This is a genomic window from Marinococcus tarijensis, from assembly GCF_054971385.1.
This window is the reverse complement of the sequence record NZ_JBQOJA010000004.1, coordinates 69,350-85,504: the sequence shown is the minus strand read 5'-3', so window position 1 is coordinate 85,504 and position 16,155 is coordinate 69,350. Positions and strand designations below refer to the sequence as shown.

General features: G+C 50.7%; 16 protein-coding genes. 9 read left to right on the top strand and 7 right to left on the bottom strand.

Annotated features, from left to right (window positions below; all coding sequences use genetic code 11):
- Positions 1-136: 136 nt before the first annotated feature.
- Positions 137-1,345, bottom strand: a complete 1,209-nt coding sequence (locus ACTTK7_RS03475; protein WP_462865814.1) for a multidrug effflux MFS transporter — start codon at positions 1,343-1,345, stop codon at positions 137-139.
- Positions 1,346-1,552: 207 nt separating this feature from the next.
- On the opposite strand from ACTTK7_RS03475, the gene ACTTK7_RS03470 reads away from it, so the two are divergent.
- Positions 1,553-2,251, top strand: a complete 699-nt coding sequence (locus tag ACTTK7_RS03470) for a TVP38/TMEM64 family protein (RefSeq protein WP_462865813.1) — start codon at positions 1,553-1,555, stop codon at positions 2,249-2,251.
- Between the two features lie 35 nt (positions 2,252-2,286).
- Positions 2,287-3,078: an SDR family oxidoreductase gene (locus ACTTK7_RS03465; RefSeq protein ID WP_462865811.1), complete on the top strand. Its 792-nt coding sequence runs from the start codon at positions 2,287-2,289 to the stop codon at positions 3,076-3,078.
- A gap of 3 nt (positions 3,079-3,081) precedes the next feature.
- On the opposite strand, the gene ACTTK7_RS03460 is transcribed toward ACTTK7_RS03465, so the two are convergent.
- Positions 3,082-4,311 (bottom strand): NADH:flavin oxidoreductase/NADH oxidase family protein, encoded by a 1,230-nt coding sequence (locus ACTTK7_RS03460; RefSeq protein WP_462865809.1) that lies wholly within the window; start codon positions 4,309-4,311, stop codon positions 3,082-3,084.
- A gap of 79 nt (positions 4,312-4,390) precedes the next feature.
- Entirely contained in the window at positions 4,391-5,410 is a 1,020-nt protein-coding gene (locus ACTTK7_RS03455) for a zinc-dependent alcohol dehydrogenase family protein (RefSeq protein WP_462865808.1), read from the bottom strand.
- Positions 5,411-5,579: 169 nt separating this feature from the next.
- On the opposite strand from ACTTK7_RS03455, the gene ACTTK7_RS03450 reads away from it, so the two are divergent.
- Positions 5,580-5,891, top strand: a complete 312-nt coding sequence (locus ACTTK7_RS03450; protein ID WP_462865806.1) for a hypothetical protein — start codon at positions 5,580-5,582, stop codon at positions 5,889-5,891.
- Positions 5,892-5,910: 19 nt separating this feature from the next.
- Positions 5,911-6,726 carry a sugar-phosphatase gene (gene yidA / locus ACTTK7_RS03445; RefSeq protein WP_462865804.1) on the top strand — a complete coding sequence of 272 codons (816 nt, stop codon included), beginning with the start codon at positions 5,911-5,913 and terminating at the stop codon, positions 6,724-6,726.
- A gap of 62 nt (positions 6,727-6,788) precedes the next feature.
- Here yidA and ACTTK7_RS03440 read toward each other — a convergent pair whose 3' ends face one another.
- From ACTTK7_RS03440 to ACTTK7_RS03430, 3 genes are all read right to left on the bottom strand, one after another.
- Positions 6,789-7,754: a Gfo/Idh/MocA family protein gene (locus tag ACTTK7_RS03440; RefSeq protein ID WP_462865802.1), complete on the bottom strand. Its 966-nt coding sequence runs from the start codon at positions 7,752-7,754 to the stop codon at positions 6,789-6,791.
- A 98-nt stretch (positions 7,755-7,852) separates the two neighbouring features.
- Complete coding sequence (locus tag ACTTK7_RS03435) at positions 7,853-8,569, bottom strand: NAD-binding protein (protein WP_462865800.1); 717 nt, start codon at positions 8,567-8,569, stop codon at positions 7,853-7,855.
- Between the two features lie 83 nt (positions 8,570-8,652).
- A complete protein-coding gene (locus tag ACTTK7_RS03430; RefSeq protein ID WP_462865798.1) occupies positions 8,653-8,889 on the bottom strand; it encodes an ion channel in 237 nt (78 codons plus the stop codon).
- Between the two features lie 145 nt (positions 8,890-9,034).
- Here ACTTK7_RS03430 and ACTTK7_RS03425 point away from each other — a divergent pair, with 145 nt between their 5' ends.
- From ACTTK7_RS03425 to ACTTK7_RS03405, 5 genes are all read left to right on the top strand, one after another.
- The gene (locus tag ACTTK7_RS03425; RefSeq protein ID WP_462865796.1) at positions 9,035-10,213 is read left to right on the top strand and encodes a galactokinase; all 1,179 of its coding nucleotides are present in this window, start codon (positions 9,035-9,037) and stop codon (positions 10,211-10,213) included.
- Between the two features lie 17 nt (positions 10,214-10,230).
- On the top strand, positions 10,231-11,739 hold the full coding sequence (locus ACTTK7_RS03420; protein WP_462865794.1) for a UDP-glucose--hexose-1-phosphate uridylyltransferase: 1,509 nt from the start codon (positions 10,231-10,233) through the stop codon (positions 11,737-11,739).
- A 15-nt stretch (positions 11,740-11,754) separates the two neighbouring features.
- Positions 11,755-12,756: a LacI family DNA-binding transcriptional regulator gene (locus tag ACTTK7_RS03415; RefSeq protein WP_462865792.1), complete on the top strand. Its 1,002-nt coding sequence runs from the start codon at positions 11,755-11,757 to the stop codon at positions 12,754-12,756.
- Between the two features lie 89 nt (positions 12,757-12,845).
- Positions 12,846-13,415, top strand: a complete 570-nt coding sequence (locus tag ACTTK7_RS03410; RefSeq protein WP_322525474.1) for a DJ-1/PfpI family protein — start codon at positions 12,846-12,848, stop codon at positions 13,413-13,415.
- Positions 13,416-13,514: 99 nt separating this feature from the next.
- On the top strand, positions 13,515-14,312 hold the full coding sequence (locus ACTTK7_RS03405) for a sulfite exporter TauE/SafE family protein (protein ID WP_462865790.1): 798 nt from the start codon (positions 13,515-13,517) through the stop codon (positions 14,310-14,312).
- A 44-nt stretch (positions 14,313-14,356) separates the two neighbouring features.
- On the opposite strand, the gene ACTTK7_RS03400 is transcribed toward ACTTK7_RS03405, so the two are convergent.
- Positions 14,357-16,144 (bottom strand): methyl-accepting chemotaxis protein, encoded by a 1,788-nt coding sequence (locus ACTTK7_RS03400; protein ID WP_462865788.1) that lies wholly within the window; start codon positions 16,142-16,144, stop codon positions 14,357-14,359.
- Positions 16,145-16,155 lie beyond the last annotated feature (11 nt).

Below are 16,155 nucleotides of genomic sequence, written 5' to 3'. Positions count from 1 at the left end.
GTTACTGCTTGTAAACAATGAAAAAAAGAGAGAGCATGTACCCAGGAGGCTGACAGACTTATACGGCAGTATTTGAAAAAATTCATAACCATGCCCTCTGTTTTTTTACATCCAAAGTCGTGATTCTTTTAGATTATCAAGCCGGCTTTTCCGTCGGTCTGCCTCGTTTAGCCATGAATACGTATGTTGCGAGAGCTAACGCACTCATCAAAAAGATGGTGAGTCCCATGGGAACGGCTGTCTCTTCGCCCGCAATACCAACCATAGGAGCCGTTACGGCGCCGAGTACAAAAGGCAGAAGACCTAAAAGCGCTGAGGCGCTGCCGGCGATATGACTCTGGGTTTCCATCGCAAGGGAAAACGACGAAGTAGCGACAAAGCCGATAGAGGTAACAAAAAACAGAATAGGCAGTACAATGCCCCAGAGCGGGCCTTCAAAAATAACGACCACAAGCAGAGCAAGACCGGCGGCAAACGCCATCACAAGTCCGGATTCAAGAAATGTTTTTTCAGGAATAACTGAGGCAAAGCGGCCGACCATAAATGTTCCCAGCAGAAGGCCGAGTCCGTTTAACCCAAACAAAATACTGAACACCTGAGGGGACACGCCGTATATATTTTGATAAATAAACGGAGTGCCGGCCACATAGGCAAAAATACCACCGATCATAAAGCCCTGGGACAAAGCGTACCCCGAAAACTGCCGGTCTTTAAGAAGGGATAGAAAATTGCTGAAGGTAGCTCCGAGATTGCTCGCCACCCGGTCGTCTGCAGGAAGGGTCTCGCCTAAACGGAAAGCCGTAATCAGCAGCAGGATGGTACCTAGTATAGAAAGCGTTAAAAAGATTCCGGGCCAGCTGGTGAAAAGGAGAACCCCGCTCCCGATAGAAGGGGCGAGCAGCGGCACAAGGTTGTTAACGAGCATCAACAGGGCAAACAGCTTCGTGAGTTCGGCCCCGCTGCTGACGTCCCGGACGATTGCCCGGGAAATAACGAGTCCGGCTGACGCAGCAAAGCCCTGTATAAAACGCCCGGCGATCAAAATGAAAATATTCGGCGCAAAAATACAGGCGGCTGATGCAGCAATATAAACGATAAGTGCGACAATCAGCGGCCGGCGCCGGCCATACACGTCACTGAGGGCCCCGGCGACAAGCTGGCCAACGCCGAGCCCGAGCAGACAGGCCGTTAAACTCAGCTGTACGATAGAGGCACTGGTTTCGTAGGAAGCAGTAATATCAGGAAGGGCGGGAAGGTACATATCAATAGTCAAAGGAATCAGTGCTGCAAGTGCTCCGAGCAGGACAACAAAACGGGCCCGTCTGAAGCCGGTTAATTGGTTCATATATGTAAGCCGCCTTTCTAAGCTGAAATTGAAGTAGATGAAATTGCTCAAATCTGCTTCAGCTTAACTAAAAAGAGAAAAGATGGAAAGTTTTTTGCTCACACCTTAAAAATAAAATATTTTTTATAGATATAATTTTTGGGAAAATAAAGCGTATTATCACGCTTCTTCGTTATAATAAATATAGATATTGAGGAGGAAGGCGTTATGAAAGCAAAATTAAAACACTATGCTCTGAGGCTCACGATTACGGTTAGTGTCGCCATTTTGATTCTGGGGCTTTCCCGCTTTTACCTGTATCTCAATCCTGACGATGTTAAAGGGTGGATGGAAAGCATAGGATTTTTAGGACCGGTCGTTCTGCTGCTGTTATTTGTGATCCGGCCGTATTTGCTGATCCCTCTGCCCGTGGTAGCTATAGCTGCCGGTTTTTTGTTTGGACACTGGCTGGGCGCGCTCCTGATTTTTCTTGGAGCCGTTCTGGGCGCTTCCATTTCTTTTTTTACGAAAAGACGCAAGGCGGCAGATTTAAATTTAGATGATAAAAACATGGAAGAACTTGATAAAATCAAGGAAGAGCTAGAGGAGCACGGCTTCAAATTTTTATTAATGCTCCGGCTCATCCCGGTGCTTCATTATGATTTATTAACGTCCCTCAGCGCCCGTCTGGACGTAGGCTGGCGGCAGTATCTGGGTGCAACCCTGGTCGGTACTATACCGAGGGCTGTCCTGCTTGGTTTTTTTGGCTCGAGTATTCTTTCTTTTGAGCCGATGAAAATGATTATCCTGGGAGTGATTGCGGTAGTGATAGCTGTGCTCGGCTATGTGCTTAAACGAAGGGTAGAGGACGAATTTGACACCGAAGAACTAAAGGAAGAAACGAAACAGCTGCAGCCGCCAGTATGAATGCATCCGGGCCGCAGCAAGAAGGGGAGAAAAATATGGATCTGCAGCTTGCAGGGAAAACGGTACTTGTACTGGCGTCAAGCCGGGGGCTTGGAAAAGCAACGGCTGCCGCATTTGCCAAAGAAGGCGCTGATATCATGATTACGGGCCGCTCCGAGGAGAGCCTGAAAGAGGCGGAAAAAGAGCTTCAGGCTCTAAGCGGGCGCGGCCGGGTTGATTATTATGTGTGCGATATTACAAAAGAGGCAGAAATTAAAGCGCTTGTTGAATACGTTGTGGAAGCATTCGGTCCGGTCGATGTGCTCGTTAATAACGCCGGCGGTCCTCCTGCCGGCACGTTTGATGACTTTGATGACGATGACTGGCAGAAGGCGTTTGACTTAAACCTGATGAGCTTCGTACGTGCAACACGTGCAGTGCTGCCGTCAATGAAGGAGAGCGGTGGCGGACGGATTGTCAATATTACGTCTTCTTCGATGAAACAGACGCTGGATAATTTAATTTTATCGAATACATTCCGGGCCGGCCTGATGGGTCTGGCCAAAAGTCTGTCCCAGGAGCTTGCCCCGCACGGCATTCTCATTAATTCCCTGGGTCCTGGAAAAATAGCTACAGACCGTGTGGCAGAGATTGATGGAAAAAAAGCCGGCCAGATGAATAAGAGCGCGGAGGAGGTGCGCAGGGAGTCGGAAGCAGCGATCCCGCTCGGCCGCTACGGGCAGCCGGAGGAGTTTGCGGCACAGGTCGTTTTTTACGGCTCCTTCGCCAATACCTACGTGACCGGCCAGACACTGCTCGTGGACGGCGGGCTGATAAAGGCGCTGTAAAGCTTATCCCCTGCGCTGCCGGATAACATTTAAACCATTTTTCATCAGAAGAAGCCCTAAAGATAAAATGGGAGGAAAGCCAGGGGCGGCGTTCCGGCCTTTACTCAGCCGGGAGATCTGCTGGTTATACCACGCAAGCTCCATAATCCCAAGGTTATCAATAAACGGAAGACCAGTTTTGACAGGAACAATCCGTGGGACAGGAGCTTTTGAAAGAAGCCTGGCCGGATAGTCCGGGGACGCAGCCATTGGTCTTGCCAGACCGATGAAATCGGCTGCTCCTGACTGGAGCGCGCTGTCCATCGCCGGGCGGGTGCGGAAGCCTCCGGTTAAAATTACCGGAACCTCTGTGGTCTGCTTCAGGCTTTCGGCATATTCGAGGAAATAAGCTTCACGCCGAAGCGTAGAGGCAGAAGCATTTTTTCCGAATAACTCCGGACGTTCGTAAGTGCCTCCGGAGATTTCAATCATATCCACTCCAAGGCGTTCGAGCTCTTTAATTACATACTGGGATTCTTCCTCTGAGAAGCCAGCTTTCATAAAATCCGCACTGTTAATTTTTACTCCAACAGGAAACTCAGGTCCCGTGGCCTCGCGGACAGCTTTAAAAATTTTACGCAAAAAACGGAAACGGTTTTTAATCGAACCGCCCCATTCGTCGGCCCGCTGATTATGGCGGGGCGAGAGAAACTGGCTGATCAAGTAGCCATGGGCGGCGTGAATCTGAACGCCGGTAAAGCCGGCACGTTTGGCCAGAGAGGCGGTATGGGCAAACTGCCGGATGATTGTTTCTATCTCTGGATGGGTTAAAGCCCGGGCTTCGGGAAAGAAGCGCTGGATCCCTGATTCAAACGGTACAGCCGAAGGGGCTACAGCTTCACGGGCAACACCTTTTGGCACCTGTTTGCCCGGGTGATTGATCTGCATCCATAAATGGGTGTCATTATATGTGCCGGCACGGGCCCAGGCGCGGAACAGGCCAAGCTGCTTTTCGCTCTCAAGCACGACGTTTCCCGGCTCCCCAAGCGCCTGGTGGTTTATCATCACGTTCCCGGTAATGAGTAACCCCGCTCCTCCTTTGGCCCAGGTGTGGTACAGCCGGAAAATGGCGGCACCCGGCAAGTGGGCTTTTGTAGCGAGTCCTTCGCTCATGGCTGATTTAACGAAGCGGTTTTTAAATGTCACATTTTTATTATGTAATGTAAACGGGGAAGCGGCGGTGACGTTCGTCAACGTGATCCTCTCCTTACTGCTTCGAATGGGTTGGGAAAAATTAAGCGGAGCGCGTAACAAAAGCGCTCCGCTTGTTTTATTACTGGTCGTGGGAAATCACAATTTTGCCGAAAAAGTTTTGGCTCTTCATATGGCGGTAGGCCTCCTGGGCCTGTTCAAATGGATAGACCGTATCAATGACCGGCGTCAGCTGATGGGCAGCGATGGCGCGGTTCATGGATTCAAACATGTCCCGGCTGCCGACACCAATTGTTCTTGTGGAAGCTTTTCCGAACAGATCGTAGTAATCGATTTTGTCCCCGGTTCTGGTGAGTACGCCGATTAAAGCTACTTCTTCGCCAGGGGCGACTGCTTCAATGGATTGATGAAACGAAGCAGGACCAACCACTTCAACAACACGGTTGACGCCGCCGTTGGAAAGCTCTTCTGCACGCTTGCCCCAGTCCGGGGTGTCATTGTAGTTGATGATGTTGTTAGAGCCGAGCTCCTCGAGCTTTTCCTCTTTCCAGCTGCTTGAGGTGGTGGAAATAACGCGAAGTCCCAGAATTTTTGCCAGCTGTACGGCGAACACGGAAACGCCACCGGTGCCAAGCGTCAGAACAGTATCTCCGGGACCGGTTGGAGAAGGACCATGCAGAGCGTTCCAGGCAGTGACAGCGGCGCATGGAAGCGTGGCTCCCTGCTCGTACGTAAGATGATCAGGCAGGCGCACAAGCTCCTCCGGATTGATGACTTTATAATCCGTCAGCCAGCCGTTACTGTGAGTGCCATACGGCTCCATATAGGAAGGGCGCTTTCCGCCGAACCATTCCCGTGTGAAATTGCCGGCGACCCGGTCTCCGACACGGAAGCGGCGCACGTCTTCGCCTGCTTCAACAATTTCCCCGGCGCCATCCGACAGCTGCACGAGATTTTCCCGCAGCTCGCCCGGATAGTTGCCTTCGATCATCGCGAGGTCACGGTAGTTTAAGGAAGTAGCTTTCACCCGGACAAGCACCTCTCCCCGTTGCACCTGCGGCATGGCTTCTTCTGTCATCTCCAGATTTTCTATGCTTCTCGGCTCCCGAAGCCGAAAAGCCCGGTTTTGTACTGATGCCATTGTATAGCCTCCTTGGATGTTTGGACTCCTTACTGTTCATTCCCCGGGGAACGATTTTTTAAAAGAGACGGGCGCAATTTTATGCAAAAAGTTATACTTAAAGCATGACCGGATATTTTTCTGTAAAAAACATGAATTTTATGACGTTTAATAAAAAAGGAGGCCCGGGGTGCGGAAAAACACAGCTGTGACCGAAGTAGAAAATGTGATCGTTCACAAAGCAGCAGAATTCGAGGGATATACTGTTTTATTCTCGATCCACGGCCAGCGCTTTCAATTTTTGATAGCCGACGGAAAGCCGTTATTTCCGTTAAATGTTCTTCATACGTTTGCTGAGAAAGATGTATGCAGCCAGTGTGGAAAAAAGGTGCTGCAGGTGCCGGTGGGCCAGCAGGTGTGCAGAGCTCTTCAGCACCGGAAGAAAGAACTGCTCGCCTATATGGAGGAGCATTTCCTGTGGGGACCGGCAGGGCATATTTAAATACAGCAGGAGGATTGGTATGTACAAACTAATAGCCGTAGATATGGATGGGACCATGCTGAATGATCAGCACGTACTGACGCCGGAGGTAATTCAGGCAGTCCGCGAAGCGAAAGCAGCCGGCATCAAAATCGTACTTTGTACCGGTCGGCCGCTCCCGGGTGTGCAGCGTTATGTTGATCAGCTGTCACTTCGGGAGGAGGGGGACTATATCGCTGTATTTAACGGCGCGCTTGTCCAGGAGACATTCGCAAGCCGGGTCGTCAGCCAGCTCGATATGCTGTATGAAGACGTTATGGAGCTTGAGCATCTGAGCCGGGAGCTCCCCATAGCTATGCAGTACTTTAGTGAAAAGCATATTTACACACCGCAAAAGGATATTGATAAATACACGGTGCTTGACGCTTATCTGAATAGTACACCTTTGCGCGTGCGCACGCTTGAAGAGGTCGGGCCGTCTGTGGCCCTGCCGAAGGTGATGTTTGTCGGCGATAAAGAAGACATTGACCAAACAGAGCTTTTACTGCCGGAAAAAATTAAAGCGAGAAATGAAATTATGCGCAGTACGCCGTATTTCCTGGAATTTCTTCATCCAAAAGCAAGTAAGGGCAACGCAGTGATGGATCTGGCAGCCCGGCTCGGTATTGCCCGGGAGGAAGTGATGTGCATCGGGGATGACGGCAACGATTTATCTATGATAGAGGCAGCAGGGTGCGGGGTGGCGATGGGAAATGCCATTCCGGAAATCAAGGCAGCCGCTGATATCATTACATCTACAAATAATGAAAACGGGGTGGCAGAGGCCATTAACAATGTCCTGCTGCAGTCCCGTTAAGTAAAAAAGCCTTTATTCCATGCGGAATAAAGGCTTTGCTTGTATTTCCCGGGAAATTCCGGTTATTCGAATGGATAGCGGAAATGCCACTGCCGCCGGGATTCATCCATGAGTGCCATCACATCAGAGGAGTACTGCAGGATAGAGGCATAGTCCCGGCTGGAGACAGACCGTTCCATTTCCCGGATTTCATAATGCAGGGCTTTTGACGTCTCCCCCTGAGTAACGCGCTCGCTTTCTCCGCTTGTATACTCAATGACTGCCTCGTCGGCCCGTGGAAAGTTATCGACAGTAATTGAGCCTTTATCACCGGCAATAATCCCTCTTTTGGGCATCCTGGAACTGAAGGAAAGCTGGACTGTCGCTATCTGGCCCGGGCTGTTTTTTAAAACGATCCCCGACTGGTCATCGACGCCGCTCCCGGCCATTTCTCCAATGGTTGTTACCTCCTGCGGCTGCTCCTGCAGGAAAAAACGGGCAAACGACAGGGCGTAAACGCCGATATCAAGCATCGCGCCCCCGGCAAGGTCCGGGTTAAAGAAGCGGTTGGTGGTGTCATACTCTTTAATAGTGCCAAACGTGACGTTAATAGAGCGCACGCTGCCGATTATCCCGTCTTCGAGCATTTGCTGCAGCTTACGGTGAAGTGGATGATAATACAGCGTCATCGCTTCAAGCAGCACCAGGTCCCGGTCAGAAGCAAGCGCCGCCAGTTCATCGAGCTGCTGCTTGTTAACGGTAATGGCCTTTTCGCAAAACACATGCTTCCCATTTTCAAGGCACTGTCTGGCGATCTCATAGTGATTCGTGTGGGGAGTGGCGATATAGACGATATCAAGCGCTTCGTCCTCGAGGAATGTGTCCAGCAAATCAAACGGTTGCCCAATGTTAAAATCATCTGCAAAGCCTTTGGCTTTATCCATGGTACGGGAGCAGACGGAATGAATCCCGCCGTGCTCCTCATTTAATGCCTCGGCAAATTTTCCGGCGATATTGCCGGTGCCGATGATGCCCCAGTTAAAGCTCATATGCGTCACACCTTTTCGTTTAGTAGTTTACCCGGCTATTATAACGCAGCCGAAGAATGATAAGGGGATAATTTCCAGTTAAACAGTGCAGAAGAAATTTATTTTGCCTGCTTCCCGCTGATTTTATGGTACGTATCTTCGTGGCAGATAACGAAAAGCCGTGCGTCCTCCGGAATACGTTCGTCGAGCTTATGGTTAATATTTAAATCTTCGTGATCAGATACAAGGGTGGCTCCCTCCTCCAGCAAATCCATATAAGCTTCCCGGTAGGTTCCCCACGAGGGGCATTTAGGTATTTCATACAGATCCTCTCCGTGCCTCTTTGAGAGCAACTGAGACACGATCCTTGAGGTGCCCCGGCTGAAGGCGGAACGAACGGCCAGCTGTGAGATCATTTCTGAGCTGACGATAAATTCATCCACGTCCACATGGGTGAAGTTATGAATATTATTTCGCTCCTTCACCTCTACGATGGTATAAATGTCTTTAAAGTGACGCTGGATATTGGTGGCAATTAATAATGATTTTCCGTCGATGTAGGAAGGGTCGTGGATATATTCCCCGCTGATGGTGATTTCATTGGGGAAAATAAATACTGCCCGGGCTTCACTGATATTTGCCTGCTCGAGTACTTCTTTTTCGGCCGGATTGCCGCGGACGTAAAACAGGCGGTCATGATGATACGGTGTTTCTTCATACTGATCGATAAGTATGATTTCAATATTTTTTTCCGTATTTAAAATTTCCTGGATCGCGATTTTCGCATGCTTGCTCCAATCAGCAATGACGATATGATTTTTGCCGTTGTAATCCAATTTTCCCCGCTCCTTTCTGCGGTTGTACACATATATAAAATCAATAATCTTGCTGATTACAATAGAAATCAGGCCGATGCCGATCAGGTACAAAAAATGCCGTACAGCTTTCCGGGCACCGTCTCCGGCACGTAATCCCCGAACCCGACAGTGGTGACAGAAGTCATGACCCACCAGAAGCCGTTGAACGGGCTGCCGAATTCTTCAGGCTCTATGTAATAGATCGCAAAGGAACTTCCCCCAATCACAAGGGCAGTAATCATAAAAATAACCGCTGTATTCACATTAACCAGACGTTCAAACAACTTATTAAAAAACACCCGGGCCGCCTCCTTCCTGCTAAAAGTACTATTACCCCCATTGAAGCTGCTAAAATCTAAAACTTTAAAGTAAAAATTTTAGTAAAATATTTATTTCAGCTTAGCTTTACGTTATACTGATAAAAAGAATGAAGGAGGCTATTTCATGGATGCAGCGGTATTGAAAGAATTTGAACAACAGTTTTCCCGCCAGGCGGAACGGCTGTTTTTTGCTCCCGGCCGTATCAATGTCATTGGCGAGCATACCGATTATAACGGGGGATTTGTGTTCCCGTGTGCAATTACAAACGGCACATATGCAGCAGCGGCCGGCCGGAGTGACCGAAAGCTGAGGCTGTTGAGCGGCAATTTTTTAGACGATGGAATGATAACGCTCTCATTGGATGAGCTTTCATTCCAGGAGAAAGACGGCTGGGCAAACTATCCGAAAGGGGTATTTGCCATTTTGGCAGCGGAGGGCTATCAATGTGAAACCGGCTATGATATTTATTTTTCCGGCAATATCCCAAATGGGGCCGGCCTGTCCTCGTCAGCGTCGATTGAGCTGGCTACAGCCGTACTGCTGAATGAATGGGAAGGCTGGGGGCTCCCCATCAAAACCCTTGTGCAGTACGCCCAGCGGGTGGAAAACGAGTATATCGGCGTTCAGACCGGTATTATGGATCAGTTTGCGATCGGATTTGGCAAAGACGGGCACGCCATGCTGCTTGACTGTGGAACGCTCGAATATGAATACGCTCCGCTTCCGACAGATAAATATACTATTTTGATTATGAACACGAATAAGTCCAGAGAGCTTGCAGATTCAGCGTATAATGAGCGGCGGGCCGAATGTGAAGAAGCACTGGCAGAAATGCAGCAGCACCGGAATATTACGAGCCTTTGTGAGCTATCGGTGGAGGATTGGAACCAGCTCAGCCGGGAGGTCAAAAATGAAACAGTCCGAAAAAGAGCCCGGCACGTTATTTACGAGCACGACCGCACGAAGCAGGCAGCAGCCATGCTGAAGGCGGAGAATTATGAAGCGTTTGGCCGGCTGCTCAATGAGTCACACCGCTCGTTAAAAGAGGATTATGAGGTAACCGGCCCCGAGCTCGACACGCTGGCCGAAGCAGCCCAGAAGCAGCCCGGCGTGATTGGCGCCCGGATGACCGGAGCGGGATTTGGCGGCTGTGCGATCGCTCTTGTAAAGCATGGCCAGGCCGAAGAGGCGGAGAAAAGGATTGCAGCAGCCTATGAAAAAGAGACAGGCTTCAAGCCTTCGTTCTACAAAGCTACCGCCGGCGGGGGAGCCCGGGAGCTGGCACGGGCCGGGCAGAAGTAAGCGAAAGGAGAGGTTCTATGGCCATGCAGGTGGATTCAGCTGTCATGTCGCTCGTCGACTGGGCAGAAGAACATAAATTAATTCATGCAGAGGACAAGGTGTATGTACGCAATCAGCTGCTGCGGGAGCTTCACCTTGAAGCGATTGATGAAAATGCAGCTGGCGGGCCAAAGCCGTTTGAGGAACTGCTCGGGCAGCTCACCTCCTACATGGTGGAGGCAGGGATCGTGGAGGATTTGCTCGACAGGCGGGAGCAGGCCAAAGCAGACATCATGAATATTTTCCTTCCCCGGCCTTCTGACGTCCAGCGGACCTTTGAAGAAAAGTATCGCCGGAACCCGGTCGAGGCAACCGATTATTTTTACTGGCTGAGCCGGTCCTCCAACTACATTCAGATGGACCGGGTAGCCAAAAACGTTCATTTCCCGTATGCATCCTCCTATGGGACGGTCGATATTACGATCAATTTGTCCAAGCCGGAAAAAGATCCGCGTGATATTGAAGCACAAAAGCAGAAGAGTACGCCGGTGTCGTACCCGAAATGCGTGCTGTGTAAAGAAAATGAAGGATACCCGGGGCGGCTCGGCCATCCGGCCCGGTCGAACCACCGGTTGGTCCGGACAGAGCTTGAAGGGGAGATGTGGTATCTGCAGTATTCCCCGTATATTTATTACCCGGAGCATTCCATTCTTCTCAGCGAATACCACCGGGATATGAAAATTAACCGGGAAACCTTTACCCGGCTGCTTGGATTTGTAGAGCAGTTTCCGCATTATTTCATGGGCTCGAACGCCGATCTTCCGGTAGTGGGGGGGTCAATTTTATCCCATGATCACTACCAGGGCGGAAGGTATACCTTTGCCCTGGAAAAGGCAGAGCCGGAAACCGTTTTTGACGTGCCGGATTATCCGGGTTTAACTGTGGAAATTGTTCACTGGCCGATGAGCGTTCTGCGGCTTCGCTCGGAGGAGCAGACAGGCGTGATTGAGGCTGCAGAAGCTGTAAGGAAAACGTGGCAGGATTATACCGATACGGAGCTAGAGATAGAAGCTTACTCCGGCGTAGAACCTCACAATACGGTAACACCGATTGCAAGAAAGAACGGTACGGCCTGGGAAATGGATATAGTGCTGCGCAACAACCGGAAGACCAATCAGCATCCGTACGGCCTGTTTCATCCCCACGAGGAAGTGCATCATATCAAAAAAGAAAACATCGGCCTGATCGAAGTCATGGGACTGGCTGTTCTTCCGGCAAGACTCCTCGGGGAGCTCGATCAGATCACTGAGTTTGCTGCGGGACTTGGGGATACTGTGCCCGAACAGCATAAGACGTGGGCTGAAGAGCTTCGCGGTAAGCTGAAGGGACGACCGAAGGCTGAAGTACGGCAGAAGGTCGAACAGGCTGTCGGTAAAAAATTTATGGAGGTGCTGCATCACGCAGGCGTTTTTAAGCAGGATGCTGCCGGACGCCGCGGGTTCCTCCAGTTTTTGCACGCGCTGCCCTTAGAGCTCAAAGAAAAATAAAAGGAAGCTGATGACATGGCAACGATAAAGGATATCGCAAAAGAAGCCGGGGTGTCGATAGCAACCGTCTCCCGGGTGCTGAACTACGATGACACGCTCTCTGTGGCGGAAAGCACAAAGCAGCGTATTTTCCAGACCGCCGAAGCACTGAACTATACGAAGCACGCCAAACGGAAACAGGCCGTTCAGGCCCTTACTATCGTTTACTGGTATACCGAACAGGAAGAGCTCGAAGACCTGTATTATCTGTCGATCCGCCTTGGCATTGAAAAGCGCTGCGATGAACTTGGGATCCGGGCCCGGCGTCTGCTGCTTGAAGAGTTTTTGGATCAGGAAAAGGCCGAAGGTGAGCCGGTCATTGCCGTAGGCAAGTTCAGCCCAGCGCAGGCGGAGCGTCTGCAGCATGTGAGCACACAGCTCGTCTTTGTGGATTCCACTCCGGATGAAGAGACGTTTGACTCCGTTATTGCCGATTTTCAGCGCGTGACGGAAAAAGTTCTTTCATATCTTCGGGAGCTTGGTCATACGCGTATCGGCTATCTGGGCGGACGGGAGTCCTACCCTTCAGAAACCGCGACGATTCCGGATCCGAGGGAAGAGACCTTCCGCCGGCTGATGGATGCAAAAGACGGCGGGGCGTCCCCGTGGATACGAACCGGCCGGTTCACGGTTCAGGACGGTTACGAATTAACAAAAAACGAACTGGCCGCTGAGACTGCAGAAAAGAGACCGACAGCTCTGTTTGTGGCCAATGACACGATGGCAGTCGGATGCCTGCGCGCGCTCCATGAAGCGCAGATCAGAGTGCCGGAAGACATCAGTGTGGCCAGCGTCAATGACGTCAGCGTGGCGAAATTTGTTTATCCGCCGCTTACGTCCGTGAAGGTTTACACAGAGGTGATGGGGGAGACGGCAGTGGATCTTCTGCTTGAAAGGCTCGATGGACGGAGGACGGTTCCCAAAACGGTGCTTGTGGCCACCGAGCTGCAGAAAAGAGAAAGCTGCGGCCGTGTTTAAACTTTTATGCAGAAAACATATTTCTATTACATCAAAAGAGGTATAAAATAAAAGTAAGCTTTCCATCAATCAGAAAAGGAGCGTGTACGATGAGTGCGAAAAGAGTATTGATCGTGGCCGGTGATGCCGTGGAAGCGCTGGAGGTGTATTACCCGTATTTTCGGTGCATGGAGGAAGGATTTCATGTGGATCTGGCAGCTGCCAGTGTCAAAAAGCTGCATACGGTAATTCACGACTTTGAGGACTGGGAAACGTATACGGAAAAGCCGGGGTACGGCATAGAAGCGAATATCGCTTTTGAAGACGTAAATGTCTCTGATTACGACGCGCTGATTATCCCGGGAGGAAGAGCACCGGAGCACATCCGGATGAACAAGGATCTGCTTGAAATCGTGAAGCATTTCTTTGAAAAGGATAAGCCAATTGCGATTATGTGCCATGGAAGTCTCGTGCTGACACCAATCGCAGAGGTGGCAAAAGGAAGAAAATTGACCGCCTACCAGGCGTGCAAGCCGGAAGTGGAAAGCATGGGCGCAGAATATATTAATGAAATGGATTATGTGGATAAGAACCTGGTTTCCGGGCACGCATGGCCGGATCTGCCTGCCATTATGCGGGAGTTTGTGAAACAGGTAAACGATGCCCCGGTAACAACGTAGGACGGGGTTCGGGCGGGCCGGCTGGATAAGCCGGCTTTTTTTGATGGCTGTTCATGCTAAAATGGAGCTGAATTACATAGAAGAAAAGAGGACAAGGAAATGATGGAAGCTGTTTTACTGCTGCTCACGGGCATCTTTGCCGCTGCCTGCGGTTCGCTGGTCGGCCTCGGCGGAGCGTTTATTATCGTACCGATACTTGCACTGTTCTTTCCGATGCCGGCCTCGGATATTGCCGGCACCTCGATGGCAGTGCTTTTGTTTACTGCCATTTCAAGCACGTGGACGTATTCGAAGCAAAAACGAATTGATTATAAAAGCGGTGTCTATTTTGCGCTTGCCATGATGCCGGGTGCAGTCCTTGGTGCTTGGCTGACCCAGTTTTTTGATACAGATACGTTTTATACTGCGTTTGGCATCTTTTTGTTCTGCATGGCCCTGTTTCTGCTGTTCCGGCCGAAAAACAAACAGCGGAGCGCCGGCAGGCCGACGACAAGCCGGACGTTTACAGACCTTACCGGCCATACATATGAGTATTCCTACAATCGCTGGATCGGCCTGTCGATTGCGCTGGCTGTCGGCGTTATTTCAACGTCGTTTGGTGTCGGGGGAGGATCTGTCATGGTGCCGACCATGGTGATGCTGCTTGCTTTCCCGTCCCATATTGCGACGGCGACCTCAATGTTTTTAATGGTGCTTTCAGCTGCAGTGGGAACGGCGGCGCATGCGTATTTCGGCCACGTGCAGTGGGAAAGTGTACTCTGGCTGGCGATTGGGGCTGTAGTCGGCGGCCAGATTGGTTCTGCGCTCGCGGCGAAGCTGCCGGGCGCTATTATTCTGCGGGTGCTTGCCATCAGTCTTGTCTTTGTTTCATTAAGGCTGATTTTCGGAAGCTCATAAAAAAAGATCCCGGCTCTCGTATCGAGCCGGGATCTTTGTGCCGTTTACTGGTCGTTTTCCGTTTTGAAATGGGAAACGATTGTGTTCAACTCCCTGGACATCATATTCAGCGCTTCCGCGAGAGCGTCAATCTCCTCCACTGCCTGAAGCTGCGTTTCCGAGGCTGAGGCTACACTTTGGGAGGTGCCGGCATTGTGTTCAGATATCGCCGAGATTTCGTCAAAGGAAGCAGTGATTTCCTGAGAGCTTGCTGCCATTTGCTCCGAAGTAGTTGCCACACTTTCGAGGCGCACGCTGACTTCGTTCGTATAATCCGAAATTTCCTGAAAAGCAGCCTTTGCCTGCTCGGTCATCTGCAGACCGTCCTGAACCTCGCCGGTGACCTGCTCCATGGAAACGGCAGAATCCTGGATTTCCGTCTGAATCGTTGTAATGATTGAAGCAATCTGAGACGAAGAATCCCGGGACTGCTCGGCAAGCTTTCGTACCTCTTCGGCGACGACGGCAAACCCTTTGCCGTGCTCTCCAGCCCTGGCCGCTTCAATAGCAGCGTTTAAGGCAAGCAGATTGGTCTGCTCTGAAATGGCAGTGATGACATTTAAAATATTTTCAATTTCCCGGGAGCGGGCACTCAGCGTCTGGTTTACTTCATTGGAGCGTTCGACGGAGGCATGAATGGAGCGCATTTTTTCCAGGGCGTCACTCACCGTAACGAGGCCGCCGTTCGCTTTTTCTGTCGTCGAAGCCGCATGCTCGGAAATGGAGGTCGTGCCACCTGCTACTTCCTGGACGCCTTTGGAGACTTCCTCCATGGCCCCGGCACTTTCTTTAATGCTTACAGACTGCTGCTCCGAGCCTGAGGCTACCTGCTTCACCCGGTCGGTAATTAAACGGATAGGCTTTGTAATACGGCCCGCGATCAGAACGGCAGCGCCAATAATGAGCAGAGCTGCCACGCCGATAATCGTAAGCACTGTCCACTTGAGGGCGTTTGTTGCTGCGAGGACCTCCTCCATGGGCGTCAGAAAGAAAATTTTATAGCCTGCTTCCTGAACCGGGGAAGAAGAGACGAGTAATTGTTCACCGCCATTTTTTATCTTTGTGGAGGATGCTTCCTCCTGATCCTGGGCAAGCAGTGCCTGCCATTCACCGCTGATATCAGCCTGGCCGACCGGCTGACCGATAAGTTCTTCCTGCGGATGAAGCTGGATGACGTTTTGATTATCCACGAGAATAGGTACAGCACTGTTTTCCTTTCCGCTGCCTGTATAACGATCCATTAAAGCATCAAAATTAACAGATGCAGACATGACGCCGGCACTCTCACCATTAGAGTCGGTCACCGGAGAAGCCACGACTACAATGCGGTTGCCGGTAGCATTGGAGTTAAGGACGTCGGAGATCGTAGTCTCGCCGCTCATCCCATTCTTAAAGTAGTCTCTGTCGCCGAGATCGAGTTCCCCGATATTTTCTTCGGTGGTGTGCGCTTCCACAATGCCATCCGGCCCGGTAAATACGACGGTTTCAAACGTTTCATCGCGGTCGATAATTTGATTCATCAGGCTGAGGCGGGTATCGGTATCGCCGCTGCTCATATCCTGCGTTCCCGCAGCGAATACAATTTCATCAAGCCGTTTGACGAGCCATCGGTCCATCTCCTCTGCCGCGGTTTCAGAAGTCATGGTCAGTTTTTCTTCTTCTTCAGCCACTACGACACTGCTGCTTTCCTGAAAGACAAAAAAAGCGACAGCCGCAGCCGGAAGCAGACCGATCACTAAAAACCATATGAGTAGTTTTTTTCGAAGATTCGGCTGTAATAATTTTTCCTTCACGTTCATCCACT

Bases quoted from the DNA above. Each gene is read 5' to 3' on its own strand.
- ACTTK7_RS03420 (WP_462865794.1), top strand. From the start codon at position 10,231: ATGGCCATGCAGGTGGATTCAGCTGTCATGTCGCTCGTCGACTGGGCA.
- ACTTK7_RS03455 (WP_462865808.1), bottom strand. From the start codon at position 5,410: ATGGCATCAGTACAAAACCGGGCTTTTCGGCTTCGGGAGCCGAGAAGC.
- yidA (WP_462865804.1), top strand. From the start codon at position 5,911: ATGTACAAACTAATAGCCGTAGATATGGATGGGACCATGCTGAATGAT.
- ACTTK7_RS03465 (WP_462865811.1), top strand. From the start codon at position 2,287: ATGGATCTGCAGCTTGCAGGGAAAACGGTACTTGTACTGGCGTCAAGC.
- ACTTK7_RS03405 (WP_462865790.1), top strand. From the start codon at position 13,515: ATGATGGAAGCTGTTTTACTGCTGCTCACGGGCATCTTTGCCGCTGCC.
- ACTTK7_RS03415 (WP_462865792.1), top strand. From the start codon at position 11,755: ATGGCAACGATAAAGGATATCGCAAAAGAAGCCGGGGTGTCGATAGCA.
- ACTTK7_RS03440 (WP_462865802.1), bottom strand. From the start codon at position 7,754: ATGAGCTTTAACTGGGGCATCATCGGCACCGGCAATATCGCCGGAAAA.
- ACTTK7_RS03410 (WP_322525474.1), top strand. From the start codon at position 12,846: ATGAGTGCGAAAAGAGTATTGATCGTGGCCGGTGATGCCGTGGAAGCG.
- ACTTK7_RS03425 (WP_462865796.1), top strand. From the start codon at position 9,035: ATGGATGCAGCGGTATTGAAAGAATTTGAACAACAGTTTTCCCGCCAG.
- ACTTK7_RS03470 (WP_462865813.1), top strand. From the start codon at position 1,553: ATGAAAGCAAAATTAAAACACTATGCTCTGAGGCTCACGATTACGGTT.
- ACTTK7_RS03475 (WP_462865814.1), bottom strand. From the start codon at position 1,345: ATGAACCAATTAACCGGCTTCAGACGGGCCCGTTTTGTTGTCCTGCTC.